Source organism: Enterobacter sp. PL_is379 (genome assembly GCF_055817355.1).
Window position 1 is genome coordinate 121,370 of the sequence record NZ_JBVPGT010000020.1, and the last position, 25,766, is coordinate 147,135.

Consider the following 25,766-nt stretch of genomic DNA (forward strand, 5'->3'; position numbering starts at 1 on the left):
ATCCAAATTTTAGATAAATTATGCATAAGACGACGCTGGAACAATGGTCCTTACTGGAACGAGTGGTGGAAGCGGGCAGCTTTGCCAAAGCCGCAGAAGAAACCCACCGCAGCCAGTCTTCGGTGAGCTATAACCTGTCGCTGCTGCAGGAGCGGCTCGGCGTGGCGCTGCTGGTCCCGGAGGGGCGACGGGCGGTGTTAACCCCGGCCGGTGAGCTTCTGCTCAACCAGGTTAAACCGCTGCTGAAAGCCTTTTCGTATGTTGAGACGCGCGCAGCGACCCTTCGCAACGGGATGCGCACGCGGTTGGATCTGGTGGTGGACTCCATTTTCCCGCGCCGCCGCCTGTTCGCCATCCTGCGCCAGTTCCAGCAGCAGTATCCGCAGACCCAGGTACGACTCACCGAAGTGCTGGAAAACACCCGCGCCGACGCCATTAACGACGAAGCCGATGTGATGATCTTAACCCGCCGCCAGGACATTACCGGGCTCGGCGAATGGCTGATGAATATCGACTTTGTTGCCGTGGCCCATCACCAGCATCCCCTCTTTCACCTCGACGCGCCGCTAAATGATGAGATGCTGCGCCCGTGGCCGCTTATCCAGATTGCGGACAGCCAGCCCGCCGCTCGTGCTGCCGGTGAGTCGTGGACCTTCTCCACCATCGATGCCGCCATAGAGGCCGTCGTCTCTCAGGTCGGCTACGGCTGGCTGCCAGAGGAACGCATCCAGACCCAGTTGGATCAAGGCGTCCTGAAACGCCTGCCGCTGAGCCACGGTGCGCGCAGAGCAACGCCGCTTCACCTGATTGTAAAGCGCTCCCTCGCCCCGCTTGACGAGCAGGTGGAGACGCTGCTGCGCCTTTTTAGCCAGGAGCCGTCATCCTCACCTGCTACGCTTTAAGGTCCGAACGTTAAAACGATAGGGAGCTGATGATGAAAATCGACTTTACGGGGAAAGTGGCGCTGGTGACCGCCTCAACCGGCGGGATCGGGTTCGCCATTGCCAGAGGTCTGGCAGAAAGCGGGGCAGAAGTGATCGTCAATGGCCGCAGCACGGAATCGGTGAACAGAGGTATTCAACAGCTACAGCAGGTGGTGCCGGGCGTACAGGTGCGCGCCGCGATTGCCGATCTCAGCACGGCGGAAGGGGTCGAGTCGCTGCTGAAGGTGGCGAATAACGTCGATATCCTGGTCAACAACGCCGGGATTTACGGTCCTGAGGATTTCTATTCCACCGACGATGAAACCTGGGAGCGTTACTGGCAGACCAACGTGATGTCTGGCGTGCGTCTGTCCCGCGCCCTGCTGCCGGGCATGGTGCAGAAAGGCTGGGGACGCGTGGTGTTTATCTCCTCCGAGTCGGCCTGCAATATCCCGGCGGATATGATCCACTACGGCGTGACCAAAACGGCACAGCTCTCGCTGGCGCGCGGGCTGGCGAAGTTCGTGGCAGGGAGCGGCGTGACGGTCAACAGCGTACTGCCAGGCCCGACGATGTCTGACGGTTTCGCAGAGATGATGAAAGATGAAATCGAAAAAACCGGCAAATCGCTGGAGCAGCTGGCGAAAGAGTTTGTGATGGCCAACCGCCCCAGCTCGGTGATCCAGCGCGCGGCCACGGTTGAAGAGGTGGCCAATATGGTGATTTATGTCTGTTCGCCACAGGCCTCCGCCACCTCCGGCGCGGCGTTACGCGTCGATGGCGGCGTCGTGGATGACATTATTTAATGTTGTCAGGCATCACTTGCCGCAACACGTCGGGCGGAATGGAGCAATCTGTGCGCCGCAATGCGTGATTCCGCCCCGCGGTTACCGGGTGATTTCCCCTTTCTGGTATGGATCGAGAATACGCTAGCGCAGCGGATCCGTTGCCTGATGCTTCAGGGCAGATTTCGCTGGCGATACTGCCAGTTCATGGTTCATCGATAACATCGACGCGGGAAGTTGAAAACTGAATGCAGAAAACGATGCAAAACTTAAAGTAAGGATTGAAATAAACGATCTAAGAGTCATATCAAGAAAGACGTAGTGAGTGAGTTTTTCCTTACCTGTGGGACCCAATGGTTCCCCGAAATATCGTGCGATGTGGCGATAATATAGGCAGCTCTTTTTTTCACCAATCCTTATCGAGACCAAAAATGGACTCACTTTGAGATCGCAAGATGGAGAAAAAATTGGTGGTGGTATAAGGACTGTCCAGCTAAAGCAGGTAAACTGATCCGCAGAATGTGTATTTCAGCTAAGACGTATTTATGACCAATATGATTGCCGACGAGACGGTGGCGAAATCCAGCGTGCTCTCTGTCTTTGACTTTGATGGGACATTAACGCACCACGACAGCTTTATTCCTTTCCTGCGCTTTGCCTTCGGGAAACGTTACTTCGCGGGTCGTCTGGTGCGTATGGCGCTGCCCACGCTCCACTGCGTGCGTCGTAAGCTGACGCGCGATGAGCTAAAGGAAGTGCTGATCAAAACGTTCCTGACGGGCGTGGATGAACACTGGTTGCGCCAGCAGGCGGAAGCCTTTTGCGAAAAATACTGGAACAAGCTGATGCGTCCCGAAGGGGTTCTGGCGGTGGCGGCTGAAGTGAATTCCGGTGCGGAGGTGACCATCTGTTCCGCCTCTCCGGCGCTGGTGCTTCAGCCGTGGGCTGACAAACTGGGCATTAAGCTGATTGGCACGCAGCTGGAAGTGAAAGATGGCAAGCTGACAGGGCGCATCACGGGCCACAACTGCCGCTGCGCCCAGAAGGTGGCAAGGCTGGAAAAAGTGTATGGCGATCTGAACGCCTATCACCTGCGCGCCTGGGGAGACACCCGCGGCGACCACGAGCTGCTGGCGGCGGCGCAGGATCCGCACTGGCGGCACTTCCACCCGCCGCGCAAGCGCCGGAATTCACCGATTAAGGGTTAGGTGCGCTCTGGTGCCCTCACCCCGGCCCTCTCCCACAGGGAGAGGGAGAAAAGCGGTACATCAGGCCTCACGTTTTCCCGGGAACATCACGCTCGCAATAATCCCCAGCGCCAGCACGCCTAATACAACAAACAGGCTGGCCGTCGCGCCAATGCTGTAACCGTGATGCCAGAAGTGGTCGGTGGCATTTAACCCCAGCTTGAACGCCACGAAGAACAGCAGCAGCACCACGGCTTTCTCGAGGTGTACCAGGTACTGCTTCAGCGCTTCCAGCACGAAGTAGAGCGTACGCAGGCCAAGAATGGCGAACATCATGGCGCTGTAGATAATCAGCGGTTCGCGGCTCACGGCAATAATGGCCGGCACGGAGTCAAACGCGAACATCACGTCAGAGAGCTCAACGACGGCCACGCAAAGCAACAGCGGGGTCGCATAGCGCTTCGCCTTCTTCACGCGGCCGACCATCACGTCCTGGTTTTCCGGCTTCTCCAGCTCCGCATCCACCTCTTTCTGCGTCAGAATAAAGGCATTGCTGCTGATTTTCGGCCAGACCGGATAGAAGCGCTTCACCAGGCGATAGGCGAGATGACCCGAGTAATCTTCCACTTCGTCGCTCTCTTCATTACGTCTGAGCATCATCACCGCCGTCCAGCCAACGACCAGCGCGAAAATCACCTCAACGTACGGCCCCAGGCTTAACAGGCTGGTGCCGATAGCCACGAAAATACCGCGGAAGACAATCGCCCCCAGCACGCCCCAGTAGAGCACGCGGTGACGGTACTTATCCGGCACGCCGAACCAGGCGAAGATCGCCATCATCACAAACAGGTTATCGACGGAGAGCACCTCTTCCAGCGCATAGCCGGTGAGGAACAGGCTCGCCATCTCGGCGCCGTGGTGAACGTACAGGAATCCGGCGAAGGCCATCGCCATCATGACCCAGAAGATGGACCACATCGCCGCGCTTTTCAGCGAGACAGGTTTATCGTGACGGTGCATAAAGAGGTCGATAAACATCGCCCCAACGGCCATCACCACAAAGACAACAACGGTTTCCGTCGGGAAACCGAGATGAGCAGCAGACATACAAAACCCTTTTGGCAGACAAAACACAGAACCATGCAAACTGGCGTAAACCAGGAACAGAAAAGGGCGGGCCGTTAATCAGCCTCTTCGCCCTCAAAATCGCAGCCATCTGGCCGCGCAAGGAGGGGTACTTTACCTTACCAGACGGGGATCGTGCATCAGCCGTTTAAGCGCTCATGCCGCGCAAACGCTGCAGCACCGCCACCAGAACCGCCACAGACCAGCCTACCATCAACGCGCCCACCAGCCCTTCCACCCCGCCGATGAGCCGCCAGTGCTGGGGTAACGTGACGTCGCCGTACCCTACCGTCGCATAGCTCACCAGCGAAAAGTAGAAGCTGGTGTTCCAGTCATTAAACGCGTCGATGACAAAATAAAACGCAGCAAACAGCCCGGCTTCCAGGAGATGGGCGAAAATCATAGAGATCACGATACCGACATTGCGTAAAACAATGCGTACCGCAGAATCGACTTCTAATGTGATGAATTTTAAAACGCCAAACATCCACAGCGAATGAATCACCACGGTTAGGGTAAGCAAAATAATAATGCTGAGTAGCTGCATGATGCGTGCTCTGACCAAAAGGAGTACGGCCCCGCGAACGCAGCGGGGCACCTGGTCGAAGCTTAGTCGAAGGGGGAGGAAAAGTTGGTGCAATAATTGCGTTGCGTGATTATTTCTCTACCAGCGCCTGAGCACACGCCCAGGCACTTGCCCATGCCCACTGGAAGTTGTACCCGCCGAGCCAGCCGGTCACATCCATTACTTCGCCAATAAAATAGAGCCCCGGCACGTTGCGCGCTTCCATGGTGCGGGAAGAGAGCTCATTCGTGTCGACCCCGCCCAGCGTCACTTCCGCGGTGCGGTAGCCTTCGGTGCCGTTTGGCTGCACGCGCCAGTTTGTCAGGGTCTCCACCAGCATCTCCTGCTCGCGGCTGTTAAGCTGCTTGAGCGACACGTCGGGGATCTGCCCCAGCACCTGCAAACACTCCACCAGACGCTTCGGCAGCTGCATTGCCAGCGTGTTTTTCAGGCTCTGATTCGGGTGCGCGGTACGCTGCTCGTTAAGGAACGCGTCGAGATCGCAATCCGGGAGCAGGTTAACCGTGACGAATTCCCCCGGCTGCCAGTAGCTGGAGATTTGCAGTACCGCCGGGCCGGAGAGGCCGCGATGGGTAAAGAGCAGATTTTCACGGAACACCGTCCCGTCTTCGGCGGTAATGACGGAGGGAACAGACACGCCAGACAGCGTCTGAAGCTGTTCGAGAAGCGGTTTATGCAGCGTGAACGGCACCAGCCCGGCGCGCGTGGGCAAGACTTTCAGGCCAAACTGTTCGGCAATCTTATAGCCAAACGGGGAAGCGCCCAGACCCGGCATGGACAGGCCGCCGCTGGCGATCACCAGATTATCGGCGCTGACGGTTTCACCGTTGAGCTGTAGCGTATAGCCCTGGTCGTCACGGGCGACTTCCAGCACTTCCGTGCGCAGGCGCATGACGACGCCGCCCTTCTCGCACTCGGCCACCAGCATATCGACAATCTGCTGCGCGGAGTCGTCGCAGAACAGCTGGCCCAGCGTCTTCTCATGCCATGCGATACCGTGCTTACCGACCAGGTCGATAAAATCCCACTGGGTATAACGCGCCAGCGCAGATTTACAAAAATGACGGTTTTGGCTCAAATAGGCCGCGGGTTCAACATACAGGTTAGTAAAGTTGCAGCGCCCGCCGCCGGACATCAGGATCTTACGGCCTGGCTTTTTACCGTTATCCAGCAGCAGCACGCGACGACCCGCCTGTCCGGCCATCGCCGCACAAAACATACCCGCCGCACCGGCGCCAATTACCACGGCATCAAACCTTTCCACGTCAAAACCCTCTTTGTTAACTGCCGCGGATTGTAAAGTTTCCTCTGTGGTCACACCAGCGTAAAAAGATATTACAAAGCCATTCCATTGAAATTTAAAGAATATCCTTTCAGGCACTTTTCTCAAATCAGGTGGTATGTCAAAAAAAGTCTATATTTCACTTTGCCCGTTGCGCATTTGTCCTGGATAATGCGCCGCGTTCATGTCCTCAAAATGGCGTAACGTCCTATGCTACATTTGTTTGCCGGCCTGGATTTACATACCGGGCTTTTACTATTGCTTGCTCTGGTTTTTGTACTGTTTTACGAAGCGATCAACGGCTTCCACGACACTGCAAACGCAGTAGCGACGGTTATCTACACTCGCGCAATGCGATCGCAGCTTGCGGTTGTTATGGCGGCGGTATTTAACTTTTTTGGTGTCCTCCTGGGCGGACTGAGCGTTGCGTATGCCATTGTGCATATGCTACCAACGGATCTGCTGCTTAACGTAAGTTCTGGCCATGGCCTCGCTATGGTGTTCTCAATGCTGCTTGCTGCAATTATCTGGAACCTCGGTACCTGGTATTTCGGCCTGCCTGCATCCAGTTCTCACACCCTCATCGGCGCGATTATCGGTATCGGGTTAACCAACGCCCTCATGACCGGTACATCGGTTGTTGATGCGTTAAATATCCCGAAAGTACTGGGGATTTTCGCTTCTCTCATCGTCTCCCCAATCGTGGGTCTGGTGGTGGCAGGCGGGCTGATCTTCATCCTGCGTCGTTACTGGAGCAATACTAAAAAACGCTCCCGTATTCACCTGACGCCAGCAGAGCGTGAAAAGAAAGACGGCAAGAAAAAGCCGCCATTCTGGACGCGTATCGCCCTGATCATTTCCGCTATCGGCGTGGCTTTCTCACACGGCGCGAACGATGGTCAGAAAGGCATTGGTCTGGTGATGCTGGTACTGATTGGCGTTGCTCCGGCAGGCTTCGTGGTTAATATGAACGCCTCCGGCTACGAAATCACCCGTACTCGCGATGCGGTCAACAACGTTGAAACCTATTTCCAGCAGCACCCTGAGCTGCTGAAAAAAGCGACCGGCGTTGACCAGCTGATTCCGTCTCCGGAAGCCGGGGCCACGACTGCGCCAGGCGAATTCCACTGCCATCCGGCAAACGCGATTAACGCGCTGGAACGTGCCAAAGGCATGCTGGGCAATATTGAAAGTTATGACAAACTGACCGTTGAGCAGCGTGGTCAGCTGCGTCGCATTATGCTGTGCATCTCTGATGTGACGGATAAAGTGGCGAAGCTGCCTGACGTGAATGCTGACGACCAGCGTCTCCTGAAGAAACTGAAAGGCGATATGCTCAACACCATTGAGTACGCGCCAATCTGGATCATCATGGCGGTCGCGCTGGCGCTCGGTATCGGCACGATGATTGGCTGGCGCCGTGTGGCGACCACCATCGGCGAGAAGATCGGTAAGAAAGGCATGACCTATGCGCAGGGTATGTCCGCGCAGATGACGGCGGCGGTGTCTATCGGTCTGGCGAGCTACACCGGTATGCCGGTATCCACCACCCACGTACTCTCTTCGTCCGTGGCAGGTACCATGATTGTTGACGGTGGCGGTCTGCAGCGCAAAACCGTAACCAACATTCTGATGGCCTGGGTATTCACCCTTCCGGCATCCATCCTGCTGTCTGGCGGGCTGTACTGGATTTCGCTGAAGCTGATTTAATCGGTTGAAGGCGACAAAAAAGCGGGTCAGGAAACTGACCCGCTTTTTTTATGGCTGTTGTGTTACTTAATCCATTGCTGTGATTAGGAAAATCTGAACACTATCTGTTCAGATTTTTACTGCACAAATAACTATTATCCCCGCGAATATTCTCAGTTCCCCCCATGACGGAAAAGACTATGCCATTCAAAACGGCTACTAAATGGATTCATCGCCTTGTTACGGTTTCGCTTCTGGCTCTGGTCATTGGATTTGTGTGGCTAAACCACCAGCCTAATCAGCGAAATAACGATGCACTTCAACGCGTTTATAAATTATCTGACAGCGTCTGGCTCTATATGACCGTGAACAATCAGGGTGGCGCCACCGTACCGACAATCTACCGTTACTATCTCTCGGAAAAGATAACAGGGAAAGACATCGACATTATCCATCAGTTGGCAATGAAGCATCCTGTCATTGAAGGTACGGGTACAATCACTGCGGCCAGCATTGATACAAACGGAGACGTTAATATCGCCTATAGCGGGAAGGTTATTTCGATTGAGAGCGATATCTCCGATCTCCGGTTCACGGTTAAGCCCTGAGCCAGAGGAAAGAAGGCGGGGCTGACCCCGCCTGCTGTGATGCTCAGTGCCAAATCATCAATGCAATCATGCTGACCACGACCAGGCCACACAGGGCGCTGGTTAAAATGAACTGACGACGCAGGCGCTCGCAGCGACGGATAAACTCTTCATCGTGATGATCGCGGTAGCGCTGATAGTAGATATATCCCACCAGACGCATCTGTTTGCTGGGCTGTCCATGCGAGGTGAAGAACCCTCCACCGTCCACATACTGATAAAGCAACGGATCGCAACCACGAAGTACCACTAACAGCGCACGTAACGATGAGAAGTAGCGCGCCATATTCACTATGCAAACTACGCATAACGCCCAAAACAATGCGACGGTGCTAATCATACATCCTCCCCGGCGTCCGCCCACGAAGCAAGGCTTCTGAGCTACCGCACCCCAATGCCCTGACAGACAGTTCAGTGAAAGAATGACCAAAAGTCGATCCGGTTCGCGTTTTAATATCCGAACGGCTCATTTAATAGTGTAGGAGATCCGTTAATTTTTTTGCCACAAGGTTAATCGTTATCAACACCAAAGCTTGAAAAATATGTTTAACTGGGCCGTAATGAAAGCATCAGACGACGGCTTTCCCATTTAGTCATCGATAACTTAAGGAAGGAGTAACACTATGGCTTACAAACACATTCTCATCGCGGTAGACCTCTCCCCGGAGAGCAAAGTGCTGGTTGATAAAGCGGTATCCATGGCACGTCCCTACAACGCGAAAGTTTCGCTGATTCACGTTGATGTGAATTACTCCGACCTCTACACCGGTCTGATCGACGTCAATCTGGGCGATATGCAGAAGCGTATCTCCGAAGAGACGCACCACGCCCTGAGCGAACTGTCCACCAACGCAGGCTACCCGATTACCGAAACCCTGAGCGGCAGCGGCGACCTGGGCCAGGTACTGGTTGATGCGATCAAGAAATATGACATGGACCTGGTGGTGTGCGGTCACCATCAGGACTTCTGGAGCAAGCTGATGTCTTCCGCGCGCCAGCTGATTAACACCGTTCATGTGGATATGCTGATTGTTCCACTGCGTGACGAAGAAGACGAGTAAGTGCGTTAAATTCCCCTCACCCTAACCCTCTCCCACAGGGAGAGGGGATAGATCGAGGACGTAGGCCGGGTAAGGCGAAGCCGCCACCCGGCTTTTTTTATTCCGGCGTACCTGAGTAGATATCAAACCGGTGCCCTTTGGTGGTCACCGCGTTGGTCGTGGCAACGTCCGCCAGGGGCGGCGCATAGTCAGGGCGTTTCACCACCACCCGCTTCGTCGCCAGCTGACGAGCCGGCTCCAGCAGGCCATCCGCGTCCAAATCAGGCCCCACCAGAGACTGAAACACCCGCATCTCTTTCTTCACCAGCGCGCTTTTCTGCTTGTGCGGAAACATCGGGTCGAGATAGACCACCTGCGGGCGCGGGGTGATATCGGTCAGCGCCGTCAGGCTCGAGGCATGAATCAGCTCCAAACGCTCCTGCAACCACGGACCGATTTCCGGGTCCGCGTAGCCACGGCTCAGACCGTCGTCGAGCAGGGCCGCCACCACCGGGTTACGTTCCAGCATCCGCACCCGACAGCCGACAGACGCCAGCACAAAGGCATCACGCCCCAGCCCCGCCGTGGCATCGACCACGTCCGGGAGGTAGCTTCCTTTAATCCCAACCGCTTTAGCCACCGCTTCGCCGCGACCGCCGCCGAACTTGCGCCGGTGAGCCATCGCCCCGCCGACAAAATCGACAAAAATCCCGCCGAGCTTCGGTTCGTCGCGCTTGCGTAATTCAAGATGTGCTGTGGTCATCACCAGCGCCATCGGGTTTTCATCATCGTGCTCCAGCCCCCAGCGGGCGGCCAGAACAGATAAGGCGCCGTCTCCGGCGCCTGTTTCATCCACTAAGCAGATCTTCACGTAACAATCAGCCTTTGATCCCGTAATGCTCAAGCATCGCATCCAGCTGCGGCTCGCGGCCGCGGAAGCGTTTGAACAGCACCATTGGCTCTTCGGAACCGCCGCGGGTCAGGATGTTGTCGAGGAACGACTGGCCGGTTTCGCGGTTGAAGATCCCCTCTTCTTCGAAGCGAGAGAAGGCATCCGCCGCCAGCACGTCGGCCCACAGGTAGCTGTAGTAACCCGCCGCGTAGCCGCCTGCAAAGATATGGCTGAACGCGTGCGGGAAGCGGCCCCAGGTTGGCCCGGGAATAACGGCAACCTGCTTTTTAATCTCGGCCAGGGTTTCAAGAATTTTCGCGCCCTGCTCCGGGCTGAACTCGGCATGCAGGCGGAAATCGAACAGGCCGAACTCCAGCTGACGCAGGATGAACATCGCCGCCTGGTAGTTCTTCGCCGCCAGCATTTTATCCAGCAGTTCTTTCGGCAGCGGTTCGCCGGTCTCATAGTGACCGGAGATAAACGCCAGCGCGTCCGGCTCCCAGCACCAGTTTTCCATAAACTGGCTCGGCAGCTCGACCGCATCCCACGGCACACCGCTGATGCCTGCCACGCCTGCGGTTTCGATGCGGGTCAGCATATGGTGCAGACCGTGACCGAACTCGTGGAACAGGGTGATCACTTCGTCGTGGGTGAACAGCGCAGGTTTGCCGTTTACCGGACGGTTGAAGTTACAGGTCAGGTAGGCGACCGGCTTCTGCAGAGAACCGTCTGCTTTACGCATCTGGCCCACGCAGTCGTCCATCCACGCCCCGCCGCGCTTGTTCTCACGCGCGTAGAGATCGAGGTAGAAGCTGCCGCGCAGTTCGTTTTTCTCGTCATACAGTTCAAAGAAGCGCACGTCCGGGTGCCAGACGTCGATATCGGTACACTCTTTGGCGGTGATGCCATAGATGCGCTTCACCACTTCAAACAGGCCGTTAACGGCTTTGTTTTCCGGGAAATACGGGCGCAGCTGCTCATCGCTGATGCTGTAGAGGTGCTGCTTCTGTTTTTCGCTGTAGTAAGCAATGTCCCACGGCTGCAGCTCGTCCACGCCGAACTCCGCTTTCGCGAAGGCGCGCAGCTGGGCCAGCTCTTTTTCACCCTGCGGACGCGCGCGTTTCGCCAGATCGGTCAGGAAGTCGAGCACCTGCTGCGGATTTTCCGCCATTTTGGTGGCGAGGGATTTATCGGCGTAGTTTTCGAAGCCCAGCAGCTGGGCCAGCTCGTGGCGCAGGGCGAGGATTTCCGCCATGACCGGGCTGTTGTCCCACTTACCGGCATTCGGCCCCTGATCGGAGGCGCGGGTGCTGTAGGCGCGGTACATCTCTTCGCGAAGCGCCTGGTTGTCGCAGTAGGTCATCACCGGCAGATAGCTCGGGATATCCAGCGTTAGCAGGAAGCCGTCCTGCTCTTTCGCCTCGGCCTGCGCTTTTGCCGCCGCCAGAGCGCTTTCCGGCATGCCGGAAAGCTCCGCTTCGTCGGTAATCAGCTTCGTCCAGCCCATGGTGGCGTCGAGCACGTTGTTGCTGTACTGGTTACCCAGCTCGGACAGGCGCGCGGCGATTTCACCGTAGCGGGTCTGCTTCTCTTTTGGCAGGCCTATCCCGGACAGCTCAAAATCACGCAGGGCGTTATCGACCGATTTTTTCTGCGCCGTGTTCAGTTCGGCATAATGGTCGCCGTCGCGCAGGTCGCGGTAGGCTTTGTAGAGCCCTTCGTGCTGGCCGACCCAGGTGCTGTACTCAGAGAGCAGCGGCAGGGTTTGCTCGTAGGCTTCGCGCAGCTCCGGGCTGTTTTTTACCGAGTTCAGGTGGCTCACCGGGGAGAAGATGCGCCCCAGCACGTCGTCCACTTCGGCCAGCGGCTGACACAGATTTTCCCAGGTGTACGGCGCGCCCTGCGCTACCACGCTTTCTACCGCCGCGCGGCAGTTGTCCAGGGATTGCGTAACGGCTGGAACCACATGCTCGGGGAGGATTTTAGAAAACGGCGGCAACGAAAAAGGCGTCAGTAATGGATTGGTCATAAACGCTGTCCTGTTGAATAAGATGAATGAAGCGCGCATCCGGCGCTGTGCATATGCGATCTAGAATGGGGTTAAGTGTAGAGGATTTCAATGCCAGACGTGGCGGAAAAGAGCCCGGTGGCGCTGCGCTTACCGGGCCTACGGGTAATCTGCGCCGTTCTGCTGTAAACTGTGGCAAATCGTCAATTCAGCGGAATATCATTACCCATGCTCAGTTATCGCCACAGCTTCCACGCTGGCAACCACGCCGACGTCCTTAAACACACCGTTCAGAGCCTGATCATCGAATCGCTCAAAGAGAAAGAGAAGCCGTTTCTCTATCTGGACACCCACGCGGGCGCGGGCCGTTACCAACTGAGCGGCGAGCATGCCGAGCGTACCGGTGAATATCTGGAAGGGATCGCCCGCATCTGGCAGCAGGACGACCTGCCTGCCGAGCTGGAGCCGTACATCGGCGTGGTGAATCACTTCAACCGCAACGGCCAGCTGCGCTACTACCCGGGCTCGCCGCTGATTGCCCGCCAGCTGCTGCGCGAGCAGGACAGCCTCCAGCTGACCGAGCTGCATCCGAGCGACTTCCCGCTGCTGCGTTCTGAATTCCAGAAAGACAGCCGCGCCCGCGTGGAAAAATCCGACGGCTACCAGCAGCTGAAAGCCAAGCTGCCGCCGGTTTCCCGTCGCGGCCTGGTGCTTATCGACCCGCCGTACGAAATCAAAACCGACTATCAGGCGGTGGTGACAGGGATCCATGAAGGCTACAAACGCTTCGCTACCGGGACATACGCCCTGTGGTACCCGGTGGTGCTGCGCGCGCAAATCAAACGCATGATCAAGGATCTGGAAGCGACCGGCATCCGCAAAATCCTGCAGATTGAGCTGGCGGTACGTCCCGACAGCGATCAGCGCGGCATGACCGCCTCGGGCATGATCGTCATTAACCCGCCGTGGAAGCTCGAAGCGCAGATGAACAACGTGCTGCCGTGGCTGCATAAAACGCTGGTGCCAGCGGGTACAGGCCACGCCACCGTCAGTTGGATCGTGCCGGAGTAATCGCAGCCATCGGTGGAAACTATTGATTTCAGGTATACAATCGCGGCAATTCACGATTAAGGACAAAAGCTATGACTAAGCATTATGACTACATCGCAATCGGCGGCGGCAGCGGCGGCATCGCCTCCATCAACCGCGCGGCCATGTACGGCCAGAAGTGCGCGCTGATTGAAGCCAAAGCGCTGGGCGGCACCTGCGTGAACGTGGGTTGTGTACCGAAGAAAGTGATGTGGCATGCGGCGCAGATCCGTGAAGCTATCCATATGTATGGCCCGGACTACGGCTTTGACACCACCATTAATAACTTTGACTGGGACAAGCTGATTGCCAGCCGTACCGCCTACATCGACCGTATTCACACCTCCTACGACAACGTGCTGGGCAAAAATAACGTCGACGTTATCCACGGCTTCGCCCGCTTTGTGGACGCGAAAACGATCGAAGTGAACGGCGAGACGATCACCGCCGATCACATCCTGATCGCCACCGGCGGCCGTCCTAGCCACCCGAACATTCCGGGCGTGGAATACGGCATCGACTCCGACGGTTTCTTCGAGCTGCCTGCGCTGCCTAAGCGCGTTGCCGTGGTGGGCGCGGGATACATCGCGGTGGAACTGGCCGGGGTGATTAACGGCCTGGGCGCAGAGGCGCACCTGTTCGTGCGTAAACACGCGCCGCTGCGCAGCTTCGATCCGCTGATCGTTGATACGCTGGTTGAAGTGATGAACACCGAAGGTCCAGCCCTGCATACCAACGCCGTGCCAAAAGCGGTCGTGAAAAATGCAGACGGCAGCCTGACCCTGGAGCTGGAAGATGGCCGCAGCCAGACCGTCGATTGCCTGATCTGGGCGATTGGCCGTGAACCGGCTAACGATAACTTCAACCTGGGCGTGACCGGCGTGAAAACCGACGAAAAAGGCTATATTGTCGTCGATAAATTCCAGAACACCAGCGTACCGGGCATTTATGCGGTCGGCGATAATACCGGTGCGGTTGAGCTGACCCCAGTGGCCGTTGCGGCGGGTCGTCGTCTTTCCGAGCGTCTGTTTAACAACAAGCCGGACGAGCATCTGGACTACAGCAACATCCCGACCGTGGTCTTTAGCCACCCGCCAATCGGCACCGTCGGCTTAACCGAGCCGCAGGCGCGCGAGCAGTATGGCGACGACCAGGTGAAAGTGTATAAATCGGCGTTTACCGCGATGTATACCGCCGTCACCTCTCACCGTCAGCCGTGCCGCATGAAGCTGGTCTGCGTCGGTCCGGACGAGAAGATTGTCGGTATCCACGGCATCGGCTTCGGCATGGACGAGATCCTGCAGGGCTTTGCTGTGGCGCTGAAGATGGGCGCAACGAAGAAAGATTTCGATAACACCGTGGCAATCCACCCAACGGCGGCGGAAGAGTTTGTGACCATGCGTTAAGGGCTTTTCGCAGGAAAGCACGTCATCAAAACTGGCCTTAGCGGGCCAGTTTTTTTATATGGCTCGATAATTTAAAGACAAAGCATCATCATCCCAGCGAATATAAAATCATCATCACGCTAAAAAGGAATTGAGATGAAAGCGCTTATCGGGTTGACCCTGCTTCTTTTTTGCTTTGCTGCCTCCTCATCTGATCAAATCACCTTCTGGGATACCCCTCAGCACGGCGGAAACAGCTTTAACCGCCTGCCACCCACGCAGGAATACTATGACGCGCTGCGAGGCTATGGCGCGACGTGGGTTCGCCTCTCTTATGATAAATGGAAACCTGCCGGGAGAGATTTTCTTCTCGGCAATGCCGACGGCTACCGTGGGCTCGAGGCCGCAGACCTCGCGACGCTCAAAGCCTCCATCAGGAAAGCCCACGCGGCCGGGCTACAGGTCGTTATTGCCCCACTCTCTTTACCCGGCATGCGCTGGGCGCAAAATAACAATAACCAGTTTGATGACCGCATCTGGCAGGATAAAAAATACTGGCAGGAAGCCGCTCAGTTCTGGCGTGATTTGTCCCAGGCCCTGAAGGACGAACCGGGCATTGCGGCCTGGAACCTGGTCAATGAACCCGCGCCTGAAAAAAGAGGCAACATTAGCGAGCAGGCGTCGCCAGAGGCGTTAAAAACCTGGTATCAGCAGCAGCAAAGTACGGCGCGTAACCTCCCCGCTCTCTACAATCAGATTATTGCCGCCATCCGCGAGGTCGATGCCACCACACCGATTATGGTCGATGGAGGCTGGTACGCCTCCGCGCGTGGTTTTTCTGGTTGGCCGTCCGCGCTTGAGGATAAGCGGGTGCTCTACAGCTTCCACATGTACGAGCCCTATGATTTCACCAGCGCGCCAAATGCACGTCGCAAGGTGCCGTTCGACTATCCCGGCATGGTTACATTCGGCGGTAAAAAGGTGAAATGGGACGCGACGGCCATAGAGAAATGGATGAACGCGCCCTTTGACTGGGCGAAGCAGAACGGCATTCCTGCCAACCGGGTTGTCGCGGGAGAGTTTGGCTGCGTTCGCACGCTGCAGGGCTGCAGGCAGTGGCTTAATGATGTCCTGACCGTCCTCGACAAACATCATGCACACTGGGCATTTTATGCGTTTCGTGAAGATGCCTGGGACGCCATGGACTATGAGCTGGGGAAAAAACCGGTGCCGTGGGCCTACTGGAAAGCCATTGAGGATAACGCACCTGATACGCTCAAGCGCCATTCTACCGAGGAATTTGAACCGATTGCTAAGCGGCTAAAACAAGGCCTTTGATCCGGCAGGCTCCCCTCTTGTTCAGTAGCCTCTCCTGGAGAGGCTACTGTTAACATACATAAATCGTTGCAAAACGAATGCTCCGAAAATAGTGATCTACCGCACATATTCCTCCCCCTCTACCGAAGCGAATGTCTACGCTTATAAGACGCCCGGATAAACCTGTCTTTTGAACACACAACCGGAGGTCCCTATCACCATGTTCAACCAGAAACTACAGGCTACCGAGAACATCGAATTCGAGATTGCAGAAGAGCTGCGCTACGAGACCGATCCCTGCGAGTTGAAACTGGATGAAATGATTGAGGCGGAGCCGGAACCCGAAATGATCGAGGGGCTACCCGCCTCCGATGCGTTGACGCCCGCAGACCGCTATCTTGAACTGTTCGAGCATGTGCAGTCGACGCGGCTGTTTGCGGACAGCAAAACTTTCCCCGACTGCGCGCCGAAAATGGATCCGCTGGATATCCTGATCCGCTACCGCAAGGTCAGACGCCACCGGGACTTCGACCTGCGCCAGTTTGTGGAGAACCACTTCTGGATGCCGGAAACGTTCGGCACCGAGTATGTCTCCGACCCGGGCCTCTCCCTGAAGGAGCACATTGATAACCTGTGGCCGGTGCTGACGCGCGAGCCGCAGGATCATATTCCCTGGTCTTCTCTGCTGGCGCTGCCGCAGGCCTATATCGTTCCCGGCGGACGATTCAGCGAGACCTACTACTGGGATTCCTATTTCTCCATGCTGGGGCTGGCGGAGAGCGGTCGTAACGACCTGCTGAAGTGCATGGCGGACAACTTCGCCTGGCTGATTGAACGCTACGGGCATATCCCCAACGGCAACCGTACCTATTATCTCAGCCGCTCCCAGCCGCCGGTCTTTGCGCTGATGGTGGAACTGTTTGAGGAGGACGGCGTGCGCGGTGCGAAACGCTATCTGGATCACCTCAAAATGGAGTACGCCTTCTGGATGGACGGCGCGGAGTCGCTGCTGCTTAACCAGGCCTACCGCAGCGCCGTGCGCATGCCGGACGGTTCATTGCTCAACCGCTACTGGGATGACCGTGATACCCCGCGCGACGAATCGTGGATTGAGGACGTAGAAACCGCGCGCCACTCGGGGCGACCGCCAAACGAGGTCTATCGCGACCTGCGGGCGGGGGCGGCGTCCGGCTGGGACTATTCGTCCCGCTGGCTGCGCGATCCGTCGCGGCTCGCCAGTATCCGCACGACGCAGTTTATCCCCATCGACCTGAACGCCTTCCTGTTCAAGCTGGAAAGCGCCATTGCCAACATCTCGGCGTCGAAAGGGGACAAAGAGACGGCCGACCTGTTCCGCCAGAAAGCCAGCGATCGTCGCGAGGCGGTGAACCGCTATCTGTGGGACGAGGAGAGCGGCTGTTACCGCGATTATGACTGGCGACGCGAAGAGCTGGCGCTGTTTTCTGCCGCCAGCATCGTGCCGCTGTATGTCGGCATGGCAACCCATGAGCAGGCCGAGCGCCTGTCGGATGCGGTCAAGGCGCGACTGCTCACGCCGGGCGGGATTCTGGCGACCGAGTACGAAACCGGCGAGCAGTGGGATAAACCCAACGGCTGGGCGCCGCTGCAGTGGATGGCGATTCAGGGCTTCAAGCAGTACGGCAACGATTCGCTGGGGGATGAGATCGCCTGGAGCTGGCTGCATACGGTGAACCATTTTTATCAGACGCACCATAAGCTGATTGAGAAGTACCACATCGCCAGCAGCACGCCGCGCGAAGGTGGCGGGGGTGAGTATCCGCTGCAGGACGGTTTTGGCTGGACGAACGGCGTGGTGCGGCGGCTGATTGGGTTGTATGGGGAGCCTTGAGCAGGGTGCGAGGTGCGGTCTGGTGCCCTCACCCCGGCCCTCTCCCACAGGGAGAGGGAGAACAACTTAGCGGATCACCTCATAAATGGCGCTCTGAATAGACTGCCATTTTTTCGTGGTGGCATCCGGCTGTGACTGCGCACGGCGTGTGGCCATGTCGAGATCGTGCTGCTGGCGTTTCACCACGGCAGGCACGGTGCAGAACGCTTTAAGATACTCTTTACGTACCGAGGTCAGAGACTCGCCGTTCGACATCGCGTGGCTGAGCGTGTTGATGAAGCGGCGACACGGCTTCTCCTCCACCATGTTTTGCCGGTAGCGTAACATCAGCTCCAGCACGTCGTCATAGCCTGCCGACATCGCCTCTTCGGTCCAGGACAGCTTCCAGTCCATACCACCCTGCAAAAAAAGCTGGGTCACGCGGGTGTCGTTGCGATTAATGGCCGAGCGGAAATTATTCTCGTCCCAGGTCACCCCCATGCGCGTGAGCGTTTCACGCGAGGAAGGCGTCTCGCGCATTTCCTGTGGTGGTGCCGCTTCAGCCGCGCTGGCGGTCGCAGGCTGCGGTTTGCTGCTGGTCACCAGCCAGAATCCCCCCGCCACGATGGCAATCACCATGACGCCAACCGCCCCCCATAGCGCGCCGGAAATAAGCTGTTCGCGTTGTTCGGGGGTGCGCGGCGCGCGCTGGGTCGGCTTTTCAATGGTGTCGCGGACTTCAAACAGATCCCCACCGGTGACGCGATCCATTTTCTGCGCCTTTTCCCAGAAGGTATGCAGTTCGCTGGCATCTACCGCCATGAATCCCGCCGGATTGACGCGCGTTCTCCCCTCTTCAAACGCGCGTTGAACGGGCCGCGCAATCTGCGCGTAGTAGTTATCCAGCAGCTGAATTTGCGCCGAGCTCAACGTTTTCTGAACGGTGATGCTGTTGCGAATTTGCCGGATGTCGTCGAGGAAGGTTTGCAGCGTTTTACGCGGTTCAACCAGCAGCGTCAGCATGGACGGATCGCTGAACAGCGAAGCGTAATAGCGGCTGAACTCTTTTTTATCCACCAGCATCTGCGCCAGCTCGCTGAACATCATGCCGCTCAGGACATCGTTGATCTCGCCAAGCTTCAGCCAGCGCCGAACGCGATCGGCGTTAAACAAGGTCTTCAGATGATTGTTCAGCCGTACCTGATCGGGCCAGGCCTGCTGGATGAGCCCTTTAATCATCAGCTCAATCGCCCGCACCTGCTTGTGCGCCTGCTGTTGCTGAAGTTCGCTTCCCGGTGCCAGGTCCGTGCTGTAGGTCAGCAGCGGCTGCTGCAGGCGCAGGTGTTCCAGCGCGGTGACAAACCGCATCGCCGCAATAAGCTGGTTTTCACTCACATCCTGTCCGCTTTCATACTGCGGAACGCGCTGCTGCAGCAGGCGCAGCTGGAGCGTAAATTCCGACATCTCGGCGTCATTCAGGTTGAGTTTTTTCGCAACGGCTCCCCAGCCGCCCAGCGCTAATCGAGCACTGTCGAGTTGCTCCAGAAACCAGCGTGGATCTTTACCCTCAGAAGCATGTACATTCAGAAGTAGCAAAATTTCCACCGACGCATGGCGAATGACCGCCAGACAGTGTTCGAACTGTTCGCGAATATGATGTGATGTGCTGAGACTCATTGTTTTCCTTAAGCGACAACGAAGACATCCGGAATGGGCACGAGACGGCCTTTTTTTCTTTTTATTTATACGCGATTAACCATACCTGACTTTCTGTTGAAATAAAGTGACAACCCTAAAATCATTTAAAATGTTTCAGGAGAATCTGAATGCCGGTTTTAATTACCCCTCGCCTTACCTGCTCACCTCTGCTGGAACAAGACTGGCCCTTTTTTCTGGCATTACAGCAGAATACCGACGTCATGCGCTTTGTGGCGGAAAACCGCCCCGTTGCGGCGATCCGCGAGGCGTTTGATTCACGCCTGACGCCCTGGTCACCGGGCAGCGCGCGCTGGCTCTGTCTCGTCGTGCGTGACGCCGCCTCCCAGGCCCCGCTGGGCGTTACCGGGTATATTCATCGGGAAGAGGACTGTGCCGAAGTGGGCTTCCTTTTCGCACCCGAGGCGCAGGGGAAAGGCTACGGCTTTGAATCCCTGAAAGCGCTTTGTGATTATGCTTTTCATCAGGGCGGTATACGTCGACTCACCGCCACCGTCACCGTGGGAAATGTCGCTTCAAGGCGCCTGCTGGAAAAAGCCCGCTTTCGCCTGGAAGGCGAATTACGCGAGAGCTATTATCTTGCGGGGCGCTGGCAAAATGACTGGTTATTTGGTTTATTGCAGCAGGAATACCTGAATAATAATGCCTGATCAACAGCCATTTGGCGGATATTTCTCGGACGTCGTTTCCTCTACAGTATCGTTCTTAAGAGGAAATGAATATGAAAGGTCATGCGCTGAAAATATCTTCTGCCGCCATTGCGTTAATAAAAAAACATCAGGGTCTTTCTCTGGAGAAATATCGTGACGAAAACGGATTATGGGTTATTGGCTATGGCCACGTTATCCGCGATCGGGCACATTTTCACGGTCCCATCACGCCTGCCGAGGCAGAAGATTTGCTGCATGACGATATTCAGCTGCGTGAGGCGCTGCTGCGGGAAAGTGTGACATATCCATTAACCCAACAGCAGCATGATGCGCTGGTCATGATGATATTCAGCTTCGGAGAGATGCCCTCGCTCCCAAACGCGATTTTTCAGACCTTCGCACGGGTATAGTACATGGCAGCCTGCGTTCTGTTTTTCACGTCCAGCCGCCGGAAAAGCGCCTCGAGATGCGCTTTTACCGTGGCCGCACTGATGTTGAGATTGCGGCCAATCTCTTTATTTGACTCCCCCGCCGCCAGCAATTCCAACACGTCGCGCTGACGCTCGCTCAGGGATGATAACGCCTGAGACGACGGCTGCCTGACCCACTCCCCGGGAAAACAGACCATCCCTCTGGACACCGAATCCAGCACGGCGGAAAACCGCTCGGGACTGGCATTTCGGGGAATAATGGCCATGATGTTTCGCTGCCGCAATTGCTCAACCCATCTGGCCTCTTTTTTCGCCAAAACCAGAATCACGCGTATCGCCGGAAAGCGTTGCAGCATCTCTTCCAGCAAAGCGCTCCCCTCGTCCTGCATTAAATTGCCGTCAATCATGACGATAGCTGACGGTGAAGCGGAAATCTGGGTCCATAAATCGTCTGCCTGACAGGTCCCTGTCATATCTATTTCCGGAATGAGCGTCTGAAGACTGTGTATCGCTCCGTGAATAAAGAGTGACTGCCTGTCAAACATGATTACTCGCATCGTTTTTTATCCCTCTGAGAATAGCGAAGGGGGATTCTACAGAGGGGTTATTTAAGAAAAAACTCAACGAATGGAGACGTTACAAATCCCCCCGAGTTCTTTAAATCTGTCCGTATTTAGACACATTGACCTTAAGGATTTCCTTAAGCGCGTACATCACAGGAACATGCCGCCTGAGACTTCAATACGTTGCGCATTCATCCAGCCCAGTTTGTCGCTGAGCAGTGCCGCAATGGCATCGCCAATATCGTCCGGCAGCCCCACCCGTCCCAGCGCCGTTTGCGAGGCAAGCAGCTGATTCAGCTCCGCGTTGTCGCGCACGCGTCCGCCGCCAAAGTCAGTTTCAATCGCGCCCGGCGCGATGATATTGACGGCGATCCCGCGCGCGCCCAGCTCTTTCGCCTGATAACGCGTCAGCACTTCCATCGCCCCCTTCATGGCCGCGTAGGTCCCTGAGCCCGGCTGGGTAAAGCGGGCCAGCCCGCTGGAGACGTTGAGGATCCGTCCCCCGTCGTTCAGCAACGGCAGCAGGCGCTGGGTCAGGAAGAAAGGTCCTTTGAAATGAACGTTCAGCGCCTCATCAAACTGGGCTTCCGTCGTGTCGGTATAGGGCGCATATAAACCCGTTCCGGCATTGTTCAATAAATAGTCAAAAGTTTCACGCTGCCAGACACGCCTAAGGGTTTCCTGAAGCTGTTGGGCAAAATGATCAAAACCCGTGATATCCCCGACGTTGAGCTGTAATGCCGCTGCGTTAACACCTTTTTCCTGAATTTCATGCACAACATCCAGCGCTTCCTGCTGGCTACGGTTGTATGTCAGGACGATTCCCGTGCCTTCTGCCGCCAGCTTTAACGCAGCGTTTTTACCCAGACCACGGCTACCACCCGTCACTAATGCGATACGTTCACTCATCATAAACCTCGTTTTGGCTGTTAAGGAGATTGAGAAAGAGCTTATTAGGTGATAGAAAATCAATAAAGATGGGTTAAAACGCTTCACTGTTTCAGCTGTAACAACAATGAGCTTCCGCTATGGATAAAATTCACGCAATGCAGTTATTCGTCCGCGTCGCGGAACTGGAGAGTTTTTCCCGCGCGGCCGAAACATTAACCTTGCCGAAAGGCAGCGTTTCACGACAAATTCAGGCCCTGGAAAACCGGCTTGGCACCCAGCTATTGCACCGCACCACGCGCCGCGTCAGCCTGACGCAGGACGGCATGGTCTATTACGAGCGGGCAAAAGATCTGCTGGCAAACCTTGATGAACTCGACGGTATGTTTCAGCACGATCCCTCCAGCATAAGCGGACGGCTCCGCGTGGATATGCCCGTCGGCGTTGCTCGAAATTTAGTCATCCCCAAACTGCCTGCTTTCCTGCAGCACTATCCGGGCATTGAACTGGAACTCAGCAGCAGCGATCGCCTGGTGGATGTGATCCGTGAGGGGTTTGATTGCGTCGTCCGCGTCGGCACGCTGAAGGATTCAGGGCTGATTGCCCGTCCGCTGGGCAAGCTGTCGGTGATTAACTGCGCCAGTCCGGATTATCTGGCGCGTTTTGGCTACCCGGAAACGCTGGACGATTTAGGCTCACACGCCGTGATCCACTACGCCGCGATGCTGGGAACTCGCCCGCAGGGCTTTGAGTTTTATAACGGCAGTGCGACGCAGTGGGTAAAAACGGGCGGGGTTTTAACAGTCAACAGCACGGAAACTTACCAGGCTGCCTGTCTCGCCGGACTGGGCATTATTCAGGTTCCGCGGGTTGGGGTGCGCGATTTACTCCGCGCGAAGAAACTGGTTGAGATCCTGCCGCAATACCGGGCCGAACCGATGCCTGTCTCCCTGATTTATCCCCACCGCCGCAACCTCTCCCGCCGGGTCCATCTGTTCATGGAGTGGCTAACCGAACTCACAAAAGCTTACGTGGACTAGTCGCAAGCTATAATTCAGTAACATCCAGCCAAACGAAAAGGAAAAGACGCGTGACGCCGGAAAACAACCCGCAACGACCCACCCAACATTTAGAGTATGAGCCCGTCAAAAAGATGGAAACCGGGCCTGAAGAGGCCAGGTCCCCTGGTACCGCCAGCAAAGCGCTGGGGACCGTCACCGGCATTGTCGCCAGAATTCAGCAGTTTCCCATGATTGCGCATCTGATACGCGCGACCGAACGCTTTAATGACCGCATGGGAAACCAGTTTGGTGCCGCCATCACCTATTTTTCCTTCCTGTCGATGATCCCAATCCTGATGGTGTCGTTTGCGGCGGCAGGTTTTGTGCTCGCGTCGCACCCGACGCTGCTGCAGGATATCTTCAATAAGATCCTGAATAACGTCAGTGACCCAACCCTTGCCAGCACGCTCAAAAGCACCATCAATACCGCCGTTCAGCAGCGTACTACCGTCGGTATCGTCGGTTTGCTGATTGCCCTTTACTCCGGCGTTAACTGGATGGGCAACCTGCGCGAGGCCATTCGCGCCCAGTCGCGCGATGTCTGGGAGCGTAAGCCGCAGGACCAGGAGAAAATTTGGGTTAAGTACCTCCGCGATTTTGTTTCGCTGATTGGCCTGCTTGTCGCGCTCATCGTAACGCTTTCCATTACCTCCGTGGCAGGCTCGGCGCAGCAGATGATCATCTCCGCGCTTTACCTTGATTACATCGAATGGCTGAAGCCCGCCTGGCGCAGCATTGGTCTGGCCATTTCCATCTTCGCCAATTACCTGCTGTTCTTCTGGATCTTCTGGCGTCTGCCCCGCCATCGTCCGCGCAAGAAGGCGCTGATCCGCGGCACGTTGATTGCGGCGATCGGCTTTGAAGCGATCAAAATCGTGATGACCTACACCTTACCGTCACTGGTTAAATCCCCTTCCGGTGCGGCGTTTGGCTCGGTGCTGGGGCTGATGGCGTTCTTCTACTTCTTCGCGCGTTTGACCCTGTTCTGCGCGGCGTGGATTGCCACTGCCGAGTACAAAGACGACCCGCGAATGCCGGGCAAAACGCACCGGTAACCCCACTCTCGGGCTGAAATTTCAGCCCGATTCATCATTTCAGCATATAAATCCAGCCTGTAACTTTTATTTAACCGAAAACCAGTTTTATTGACTGATATTTAAAATCTGTGAAGCATTTCATAGACCTGTTTTGGCCGGCCTGAAAATTATCCGCTTTTTGTTGCTTTTATCACCATCGCGCGGCTTTGTTACAGATTGAAATGTCGCTTTTGCTGTGCGTAATATGGCCTTTCGTTCGACAAAAATAAGAAAATATTATGCAAGCAACCGCCACCACACTCGACTCAGGAACGGAAAACGTTCCGGTAAACTCGCGCAATAAAGTTGTCGTCGCATCGCTGATTGGCACCGCCATTGAGTTCTTCGACTTTTATATTTATGCCACCGCCGCGGTCATCGTCTTCCCGCATATTTTCTTCCCGCAGGGCGATCCGACCGCGGCCACGCTGCAGTCTCTGGCGACCTTTGCTATCGCGTTTGTTGCGCGTCCGATTGGCTCTGCGCTGTTTGGACACTTTGGCGATCGCATTGGCCGCAAAGTCACCCTGGTGGCCTCGCTGCTGACGATGGGCATCTCCACCGTGGCCATCGGCCTGCTGCCTACGTATGAGACCATCGGCATTCTGGCGCCGGTCCTGCTGGCGCTGGCGCGTTTTGGTCAGGGTCTGGGCCTTGGCGGCGAATGGGGCGGCGCGGCGCTGCTGGCCACCGAGAACGCCCCGGCACGCAAGCGCGCGCTGTATGGCTCATTTCCGCAGTTGGGCGCACCGATTGGCTTCTTCTTTGCCAACGGGACGTTCCTGCTGCTCTCCTGGCTGCTGACGGATGAACAGTTCATGAGCTGGGGCTGGCGTATTCCGTTTATCTTCTCAGCCGTGCTGGTGCTGATTGGCCTGTACGTGCGCGTTTCTCTGCATGAGACCCCAGTTTTCGCAAAAGTGGCCGCGGCGAACAAGCAGGTGAAAGTGCCGCTGGGTACGCTGCTGACCAAACACGTCCGCGTGACCGTGCTGGGCACGTTCATCATGCTGGCAACCTATACGCTGTTCTACATCATGACCGTTTACTCCATGACCTTCAGTACCGCCGCCGCGCCGGTTGGGCTGGGTCTGCCGCGTAACGAAGTGCTGTGGATGCTGATGATGGCGGTGATCGGGTTTGGCGTGATGGTTCCGATTGCGGGCCTGCTGGCGGATAAGTTCGGTCGCCGCGCGAGCATGATTACCATCACCACGCTGATCATTCTGTTTGCCCTGTTTGTCTTCCCGCCGCTGCTGGGTTCAGGTAGCCCGGCGCTGGTGATGGCCTATCTGCTGATTGGTCTGAGCCTGATGGGGCTGACCTTCGGCCCGATGGGTGCGCTGCTGCCTGAGCTGTTCCCAACGGAAGTGCGCTATACCGGCGCGTCGTTCTCTTACAACGTCTCGTCTATTCTGGGCGCGTCCGTTGCGCCGTATATCGCCACCTGGCTGCAGGCAAACTATGGTCTGTTCTATGTGGGGGTTTATCTGGCGGCAATGGCGGGGCTGACGCTGATTGCGCTGCTGCTGACGCACGAGACGAAGCACCAGGCTCTGTAATTCACTGCGTGCGGC

Annotated in this window: 24 protein-coding genes; 15 read left to right on the top strand and 9 right to left on the bottom strand. The window is 56.4% G+C overall.

Features of this window, described 5'->3' with window-relative positions:
- Positions 1–20 precede the first annotated feature (20 nt).
- From AC0TOY_RS03225 to AC0TOY_RS03235, 3 genes are all read left to right on the top strand, one after another.
- Entirely contained in the window at positions 21–902 is an 882-nt protein-coding gene (locus AC0TOY_RS03225; protein WP_104949937.1) for a LysR family transcriptional regulator, read from the top strand.
- Between the two features lie 32 nt (positions 903–934).
- A complete protein-coding gene (locus AC0TOY_RS03230) occupies positions 935–1,729 on the top strand; it encodes an SDR family NAD(P)-dependent oxidoreductase (RefSeq protein WP_024908853.1) in 795 nt (264 codons plus the stop codon).
- Positions 1,730–2,253: 524 nt separating this feature from the next.
- Entirely contained in the window at positions 2,254–2,916 is a 663-nt protein-coding gene (locus AC0TOY_RS03235; protein ID WP_024908852.1) for an HAD family hydrolase, read from the top strand.
- Between the two features lie 60 nt (positions 2,917–2,976).
- Here AC0TOY_RS03235 and AC0TOY_RS03240 read toward each other — a convergent pair whose 3' ends face one another.
- The 3 genes from AC0TOY_RS03240 to AC0TOY_RS03250 form a co-directional block, all read right to left on the bottom strand.
- On the bottom strand, positions 2,977–4,002 hold the full coding sequence (locus AC0TOY_RS03240; protein ID WP_024908851.1) for a TerC/Alx family metal homeostasis membrane protein: 1,026 nt from the start codon (positions 4,000–4,002) through the stop codon (positions 2,977–2,979).
- 166 nt (positions 4,003–4,168) lie between these two features.
- Entirely contained in the window at positions 4,169–4,567 is a 399-nt protein-coding gene (locus tag AC0TOY_RS03245; RefSeq protein ID WP_024908850.1) for a potassium channel family protein, read from the bottom strand.
- Positions 4,568–4,676: 109 nt separating this feature from the next.
- A complete protein-coding gene (locus AC0TOY_RS03250; protein WP_473701800.1) occupies positions 4,677–5,870 on the bottom strand; it encodes a BaiN/RdsA family NAD(P)/FAD-dependent oxidoreductase in 1,194 nt (397 codons plus the stop codon).
- 228 nt (positions 5,871–6,098) lie between these two features.
- Here AC0TOY_RS03250 and pitA point away from each other — a divergent pair, with 228 nt between their 5' ends.
- Both pitA and AC0TOY_RS03260 read left to right on the top strand, forming a co-directional pair.
- Positions 6,099–7,598 (top strand): inorganic phosphate transporter PitA, encoded by a 1,500-nt coding sequence (gene pitA / locus AC0TOY_RS03255; RefSeq protein ID WP_008503116.1) that lies wholly within the window; start codon positions 6,099–6,101, stop codon positions 7,596–7,598.
- Positions 7,599–7,777: 179 nt separating this feature from the next.
- A complete protein-coding gene (locus AC0TOY_RS03260) occupies positions 7,778–8,185 on the top strand; it encodes a hypothetical protein (RefSeq protein WP_024908848.1) in 408 nt (135 codons plus the stop codon).
- Between the two features lie 43 nt (positions 8,186–8,228).
- Here the strand turns inward: AC0TOY_RS03260 and uspB are convergent, their stop codons facing one another.
- Positions 8,229–8,564 (bottom strand): universal stress protein UspB, encoded by a 336-nt coding sequence (gene uspB, locus AC0TOY_RS03265; RefSeq protein ID WP_003861224.1) that lies wholly within the window; start codon positions 8,562–8,564, stop codon positions 8,229–8,231.
- Between the two features lie 283 nt (positions 8,565–8,847).
- On the opposite strand from uspB, the gene uspA reads away from it, so the two are divergent.
- The gene (uspA, locus tag AC0TOY_RS03270; protein WP_003861223.1) at positions 8,848–9,285 is read left to right on the top strand and encodes a universal stress protein UspA; all 438 of its coding nucleotides are present in this window, start codon (positions 8,848–8,850) and stop codon (positions 9,283–9,285) included.
- Positions 9,286–9,382: 97 nt separating this feature from the next.
- Here uspA and rsmJ read toward each other — a convergent pair whose 3' ends face one another.
- Positions 9,383–10,135, bottom strand: a complete 753-nt coding sequence (gene rsmJ, locus AC0TOY_RS03275; RefSeq protein ID WP_473721488.1) for a 16S rRNA (guanine(1516)-N(2))-methyltransferase RsmJ — start codon at positions 10,133–10,135, stop codon at positions 9,383–9,385.
- A 7-nt stretch (positions 10,136–10,142) separates the two neighbouring features.
- A complete protein-coding gene (gene prlC / locus AC0TOY_RS03280) occupies positions 10,143–12,185 on the bottom strand; it encodes an oligopeptidase A (RefSeq protein WP_473721489.1) in 2,043 nt (680 codons plus the stop codon).
- Positions 12,186–12,392: 207 nt separating this feature from the next.
- Between prlC and AC0TOY_RS03285 the strand changes: the two genes are divergently transcribed.
- From AC0TOY_RS03285 to AC0TOY_RS03300, 4 genes are all read left to right on the top strand, one after another.
- Complete coding sequence (locus tag AC0TOY_RS03285; RefSeq protein WP_023333753.1) at positions 12,393–13,235, top strand: 23S rRNA (adenine(2030)-N(6))-methyltransferase RlmJ; 843 nt, start codon at positions 12,393–12,395, stop codon at positions 13,233–13,235.
- Positions 13,236–13,306: 71 nt separating this feature from the next.
- The gene (gorA, locus tag AC0TOY_RS03290) at positions 13,307–14,659 is read left to right on the top strand and encodes a glutathione-disulfide reductase (RefSeq protein WP_061716339.1); all 1,353 of its coding nucleotides are present in this window, start codon (positions 13,307–13,309) and stop codon (positions 14,657–14,659) included.
- A gap of 135 nt (positions 14,660–14,794) precedes the next feature.
- On the top strand, positions 14,795–15,976 hold the full coding sequence (locus tag AC0TOY_RS03295) for a glycoside hydrolase family 5 protein (protein WP_473721490.1): 1,182 nt from the start codon (positions 14,795–14,797) through the stop codon (positions 15,974–15,976).
- A 199-nt stretch (positions 15,977–16,175) separates the two neighbouring features.
- Complete coding sequence (locus tag AC0TOY_RS03300) at positions 16,176–17,825, top strand: alpha,alpha-trehalase (RefSeq protein WP_024908843.1); 1,650 nt, start codon at positions 16,176–16,178, stop codon at positions 17,823–17,825.
- A 66-nt stretch (positions 17,826–17,891) separates the two neighbouring features.
- Here AC0TOY_RS03300 and AC0TOY_RS03305 read toward each other — a convergent pair whose 3' ends face one another.
- Entirely contained in the window at positions 17,892–19,481 is a 1,590-nt protein-coding gene (locus AC0TOY_RS03305) for an STY4199 family HEPN domain-containing protein (protein ID WP_061716337.1), read from the bottom strand.
- 149 nt (positions 19,482–19,630) lie between these two features.
- Between AC0TOY_RS03305 and AC0TOY_RS03310 the strand changes: the two genes are divergently transcribed.
- Positions 19,631–20,170 carry a GNAT family N-acetyltransferase gene (locus tag AC0TOY_RS03310; protein ID WP_473721491.1) on the top strand — a complete coding sequence of 180 codons (540 nt, stop codon included), beginning with the start codon at positions 19,631–19,633 and terminating at the stop codon, positions 20,168–20,170.
- Between the two features lie 71 nt (positions 20,171–20,241).
- Entirely contained in the window at positions 20,242–20,580 is a 339-nt protein-coding gene (locus AC0TOY_RS03315; RefSeq protein ID WP_407859210.1) for a lysozyme, read from the top strand.
- Here the strand turns inward: AC0TOY_RS03315 and AC0TOY_RS03320 are convergent.
- Positions 20,559–21,158: a response regulator transcription factor gene (locus tag AC0TOY_RS03320; RefSeq protein WP_407859211.1), complete on the bottom strand. Its 600-nt coding sequence runs from the start codon at positions 21,156–21,158 to the stop codon at positions 20,559–20,561. The genes AC0TOY_RS03315 and AC0TOY_RS03320 overlap by 22 nt on opposite strands.
- A 156-nt stretch (positions 21,159–21,314) precedes the next feature.
- Entirely contained in the window at positions 21,315–22,073 is a 759-nt protein-coding gene (locus AC0TOY_RS03325) for an SDR family NAD(P)-dependent oxidoreductase (protein WP_473721492.1), read from the bottom strand.
- Between the two features lie 119 nt (positions 22,074–22,192).
- On the opposite strand from AC0TOY_RS03325, the gene AC0TOY_RS03330 reads away from it, so the two are divergent.
- The 3 genes from AC0TOY_RS03330 (at position 22,193) to AC0TOY_RS03340 (ending at position 25,751) form a co-directional block, all read left to right on the top strand.
- A complete protein-coding gene (locus tag AC0TOY_RS03330; RefSeq protein ID WP_048991720.1) occupies positions 22,193–23,092 on the top strand; it encodes a LysR family transcriptional regulator in 900 nt (299 codons plus the stop codon).
- Positions 23,093–23,142: 50 nt separating this feature from the next.
- On the top strand, positions 23,143–24,168 hold the full coding sequence (yhjD, locus tag AC0TOY_RS03335) for an inner membrane protein YhjD (protein WP_032648228.1): 1,026 nt from the start codon (positions 23,143–23,145) through the stop codon (positions 24,166–24,168).
- A gap of 260 nt (positions 24,169–24,428) precedes the next feature.
- Positions 24,429–25,751 (top strand): MFS transporter, encoded by a 1,323-nt coding sequence (locus AC0TOY_RS03340; protein ID WP_024908835.1) that lies wholly within the window; start codon positions 24,429–24,431, stop codon positions 25,749–25,751.
- The last annotated feature ends 15 nt before the right edge of the window (positions 25,752–25,766 follow it).

Coding starts and splice junctions, on each gene's coding strand:
- gorA (WP_061716339.1), top strand. CDS start 13,307: ATGACTAAGCATTATGACTACATCGCAATCGGCGGCGGCAGCGGCGGC.
- prlC (WP_473721489.1), bottom strand. CDS start 12,185: ATGACCAATCCATTACTGACGCCTTTTTCGTTGCCGCCGTTTTCTAAA.
- AC0TOY_RS03285 (WP_023333753.1), top strand. CDS start 12,393: ATGCTCAGTTATCGCCACAGCTTCCACGCTGGCAACCACGCCGACGTC.
- AC0TOY_RS03315 (WP_407859210.1), top strand. CDS start 20,242: ATGAAAGGTCATGCGCTGAAAATATCTTCTGCCGCCATTGCGTTAATA.
- pitA (WP_008503116.1), top strand. CDS start 6,099: ATGCTACATTTGTTTGCCGGCCTGGATTTACATACCGGGCTTTTACTA.
- AC0TOY_RS03330 (WP_048991720.1), top strand. CDS start 22,193: ATGGATAAAATTCACGCAATGCAGTTATTCGTCCGCGTCGCGGAACTG.
- AC0TOY_RS03235 (WP_024908852.1), top strand. CDS start 2,254: ATGACCAATATGATTGCCGACGAGACGGTGGCGAAATCCAGCGTGCTC.
- AC0TOY_RS03305 (WP_061716337.1), bottom strand. CDS start 19,481: ATGAGTCTCAGCACATCACATCATATTCGCGAACAGTTCGAACACTGT.
- AC0TOY_RS03225 (WP_104949937.1), top strand. CDS start 21: ATGCATAAGACGACGCTGGAACAATGGTCCTTACTGGAACGAGTGGTG.
- AC0TOY_RS03300 (WP_024908843.1), top strand. CDS start 16,176: ATGTTCAACCAGAAACTACAGGCTACCGAGAACATCGAATTCGAGATT.
- uspB (WP_003861224.1), bottom strand. CDS start 8,564: ATGATTAGCACCGTCGCATTGTTTTGGGCGTTATGCGTAGTTTGCATA.
- AC0TOY_RS03295 (WP_473721490.1), top strand. CDS start 14,795: ATGAAAGCGCTTATCGGGTTGACCCTGCTTCTTTTTTGCTTTGCTGCC.
- AC0TOY_RS03320 (WP_407859211.1), bottom strand. CDS start 21,158: ATGCGAGTAATCATGTTTGACAGGCAGTCACTCTTTATTCACGGAGCG.
- uspA (WP_003861223.1), top strand. CDS start 8,848: ATGGCTTACAAACACATTCTCATCGCGGTAGACCTCTCCCCGGAGAGC.
- AC0TOY_RS03310 (WP_473721491.1), top strand. CDS start 19,631: ATGCCGGTTTTAATTACCCCTCGCCTTACCTGCTCACCTCTGCTGGAA.
- AC0TOY_RS03340 (WP_024908835.1), top strand. CDS start 24,429: ATGCAAGCAACCGCCACCACACTCGACTCAGGAACGGAAAACGTTCCG.
- AC0TOY_RS03245 (WP_024908850.1), bottom strand. CDS start 4,567: ATGCAGCTACTCAGCATTATTATTTTGCTTACCCTAACCGTGGTGATT.
- AC0TOY_RS03260 (WP_024908848.1), top strand. CDS start 7,778: ATGCCATTCAAAACGGCTACTAAATGGATTCATCGCCTTGTTACGGTT.
- AC0TOY_RS03240 (WP_024908851.1), bottom strand. CDS start 4,002: ATGTCTGCTGCTCATCTCGGTTTCCCGACGGAAACCGTTGTTGTCTTT.
- AC0TOY_RS03230 (WP_024908853.1), top strand. CDS start 935: ATGAAAATCGACTTTACGGGGAAAGTGGCGCTGGTGACCGCCTCAACC.
- AC0TOY_RS03325 (WP_473721492.1), bottom strand. CDS start 22,073: ATGAGTGAACGTATCGCATTAGTGACGGGTGGTAGCCGTGGTCTGGGT.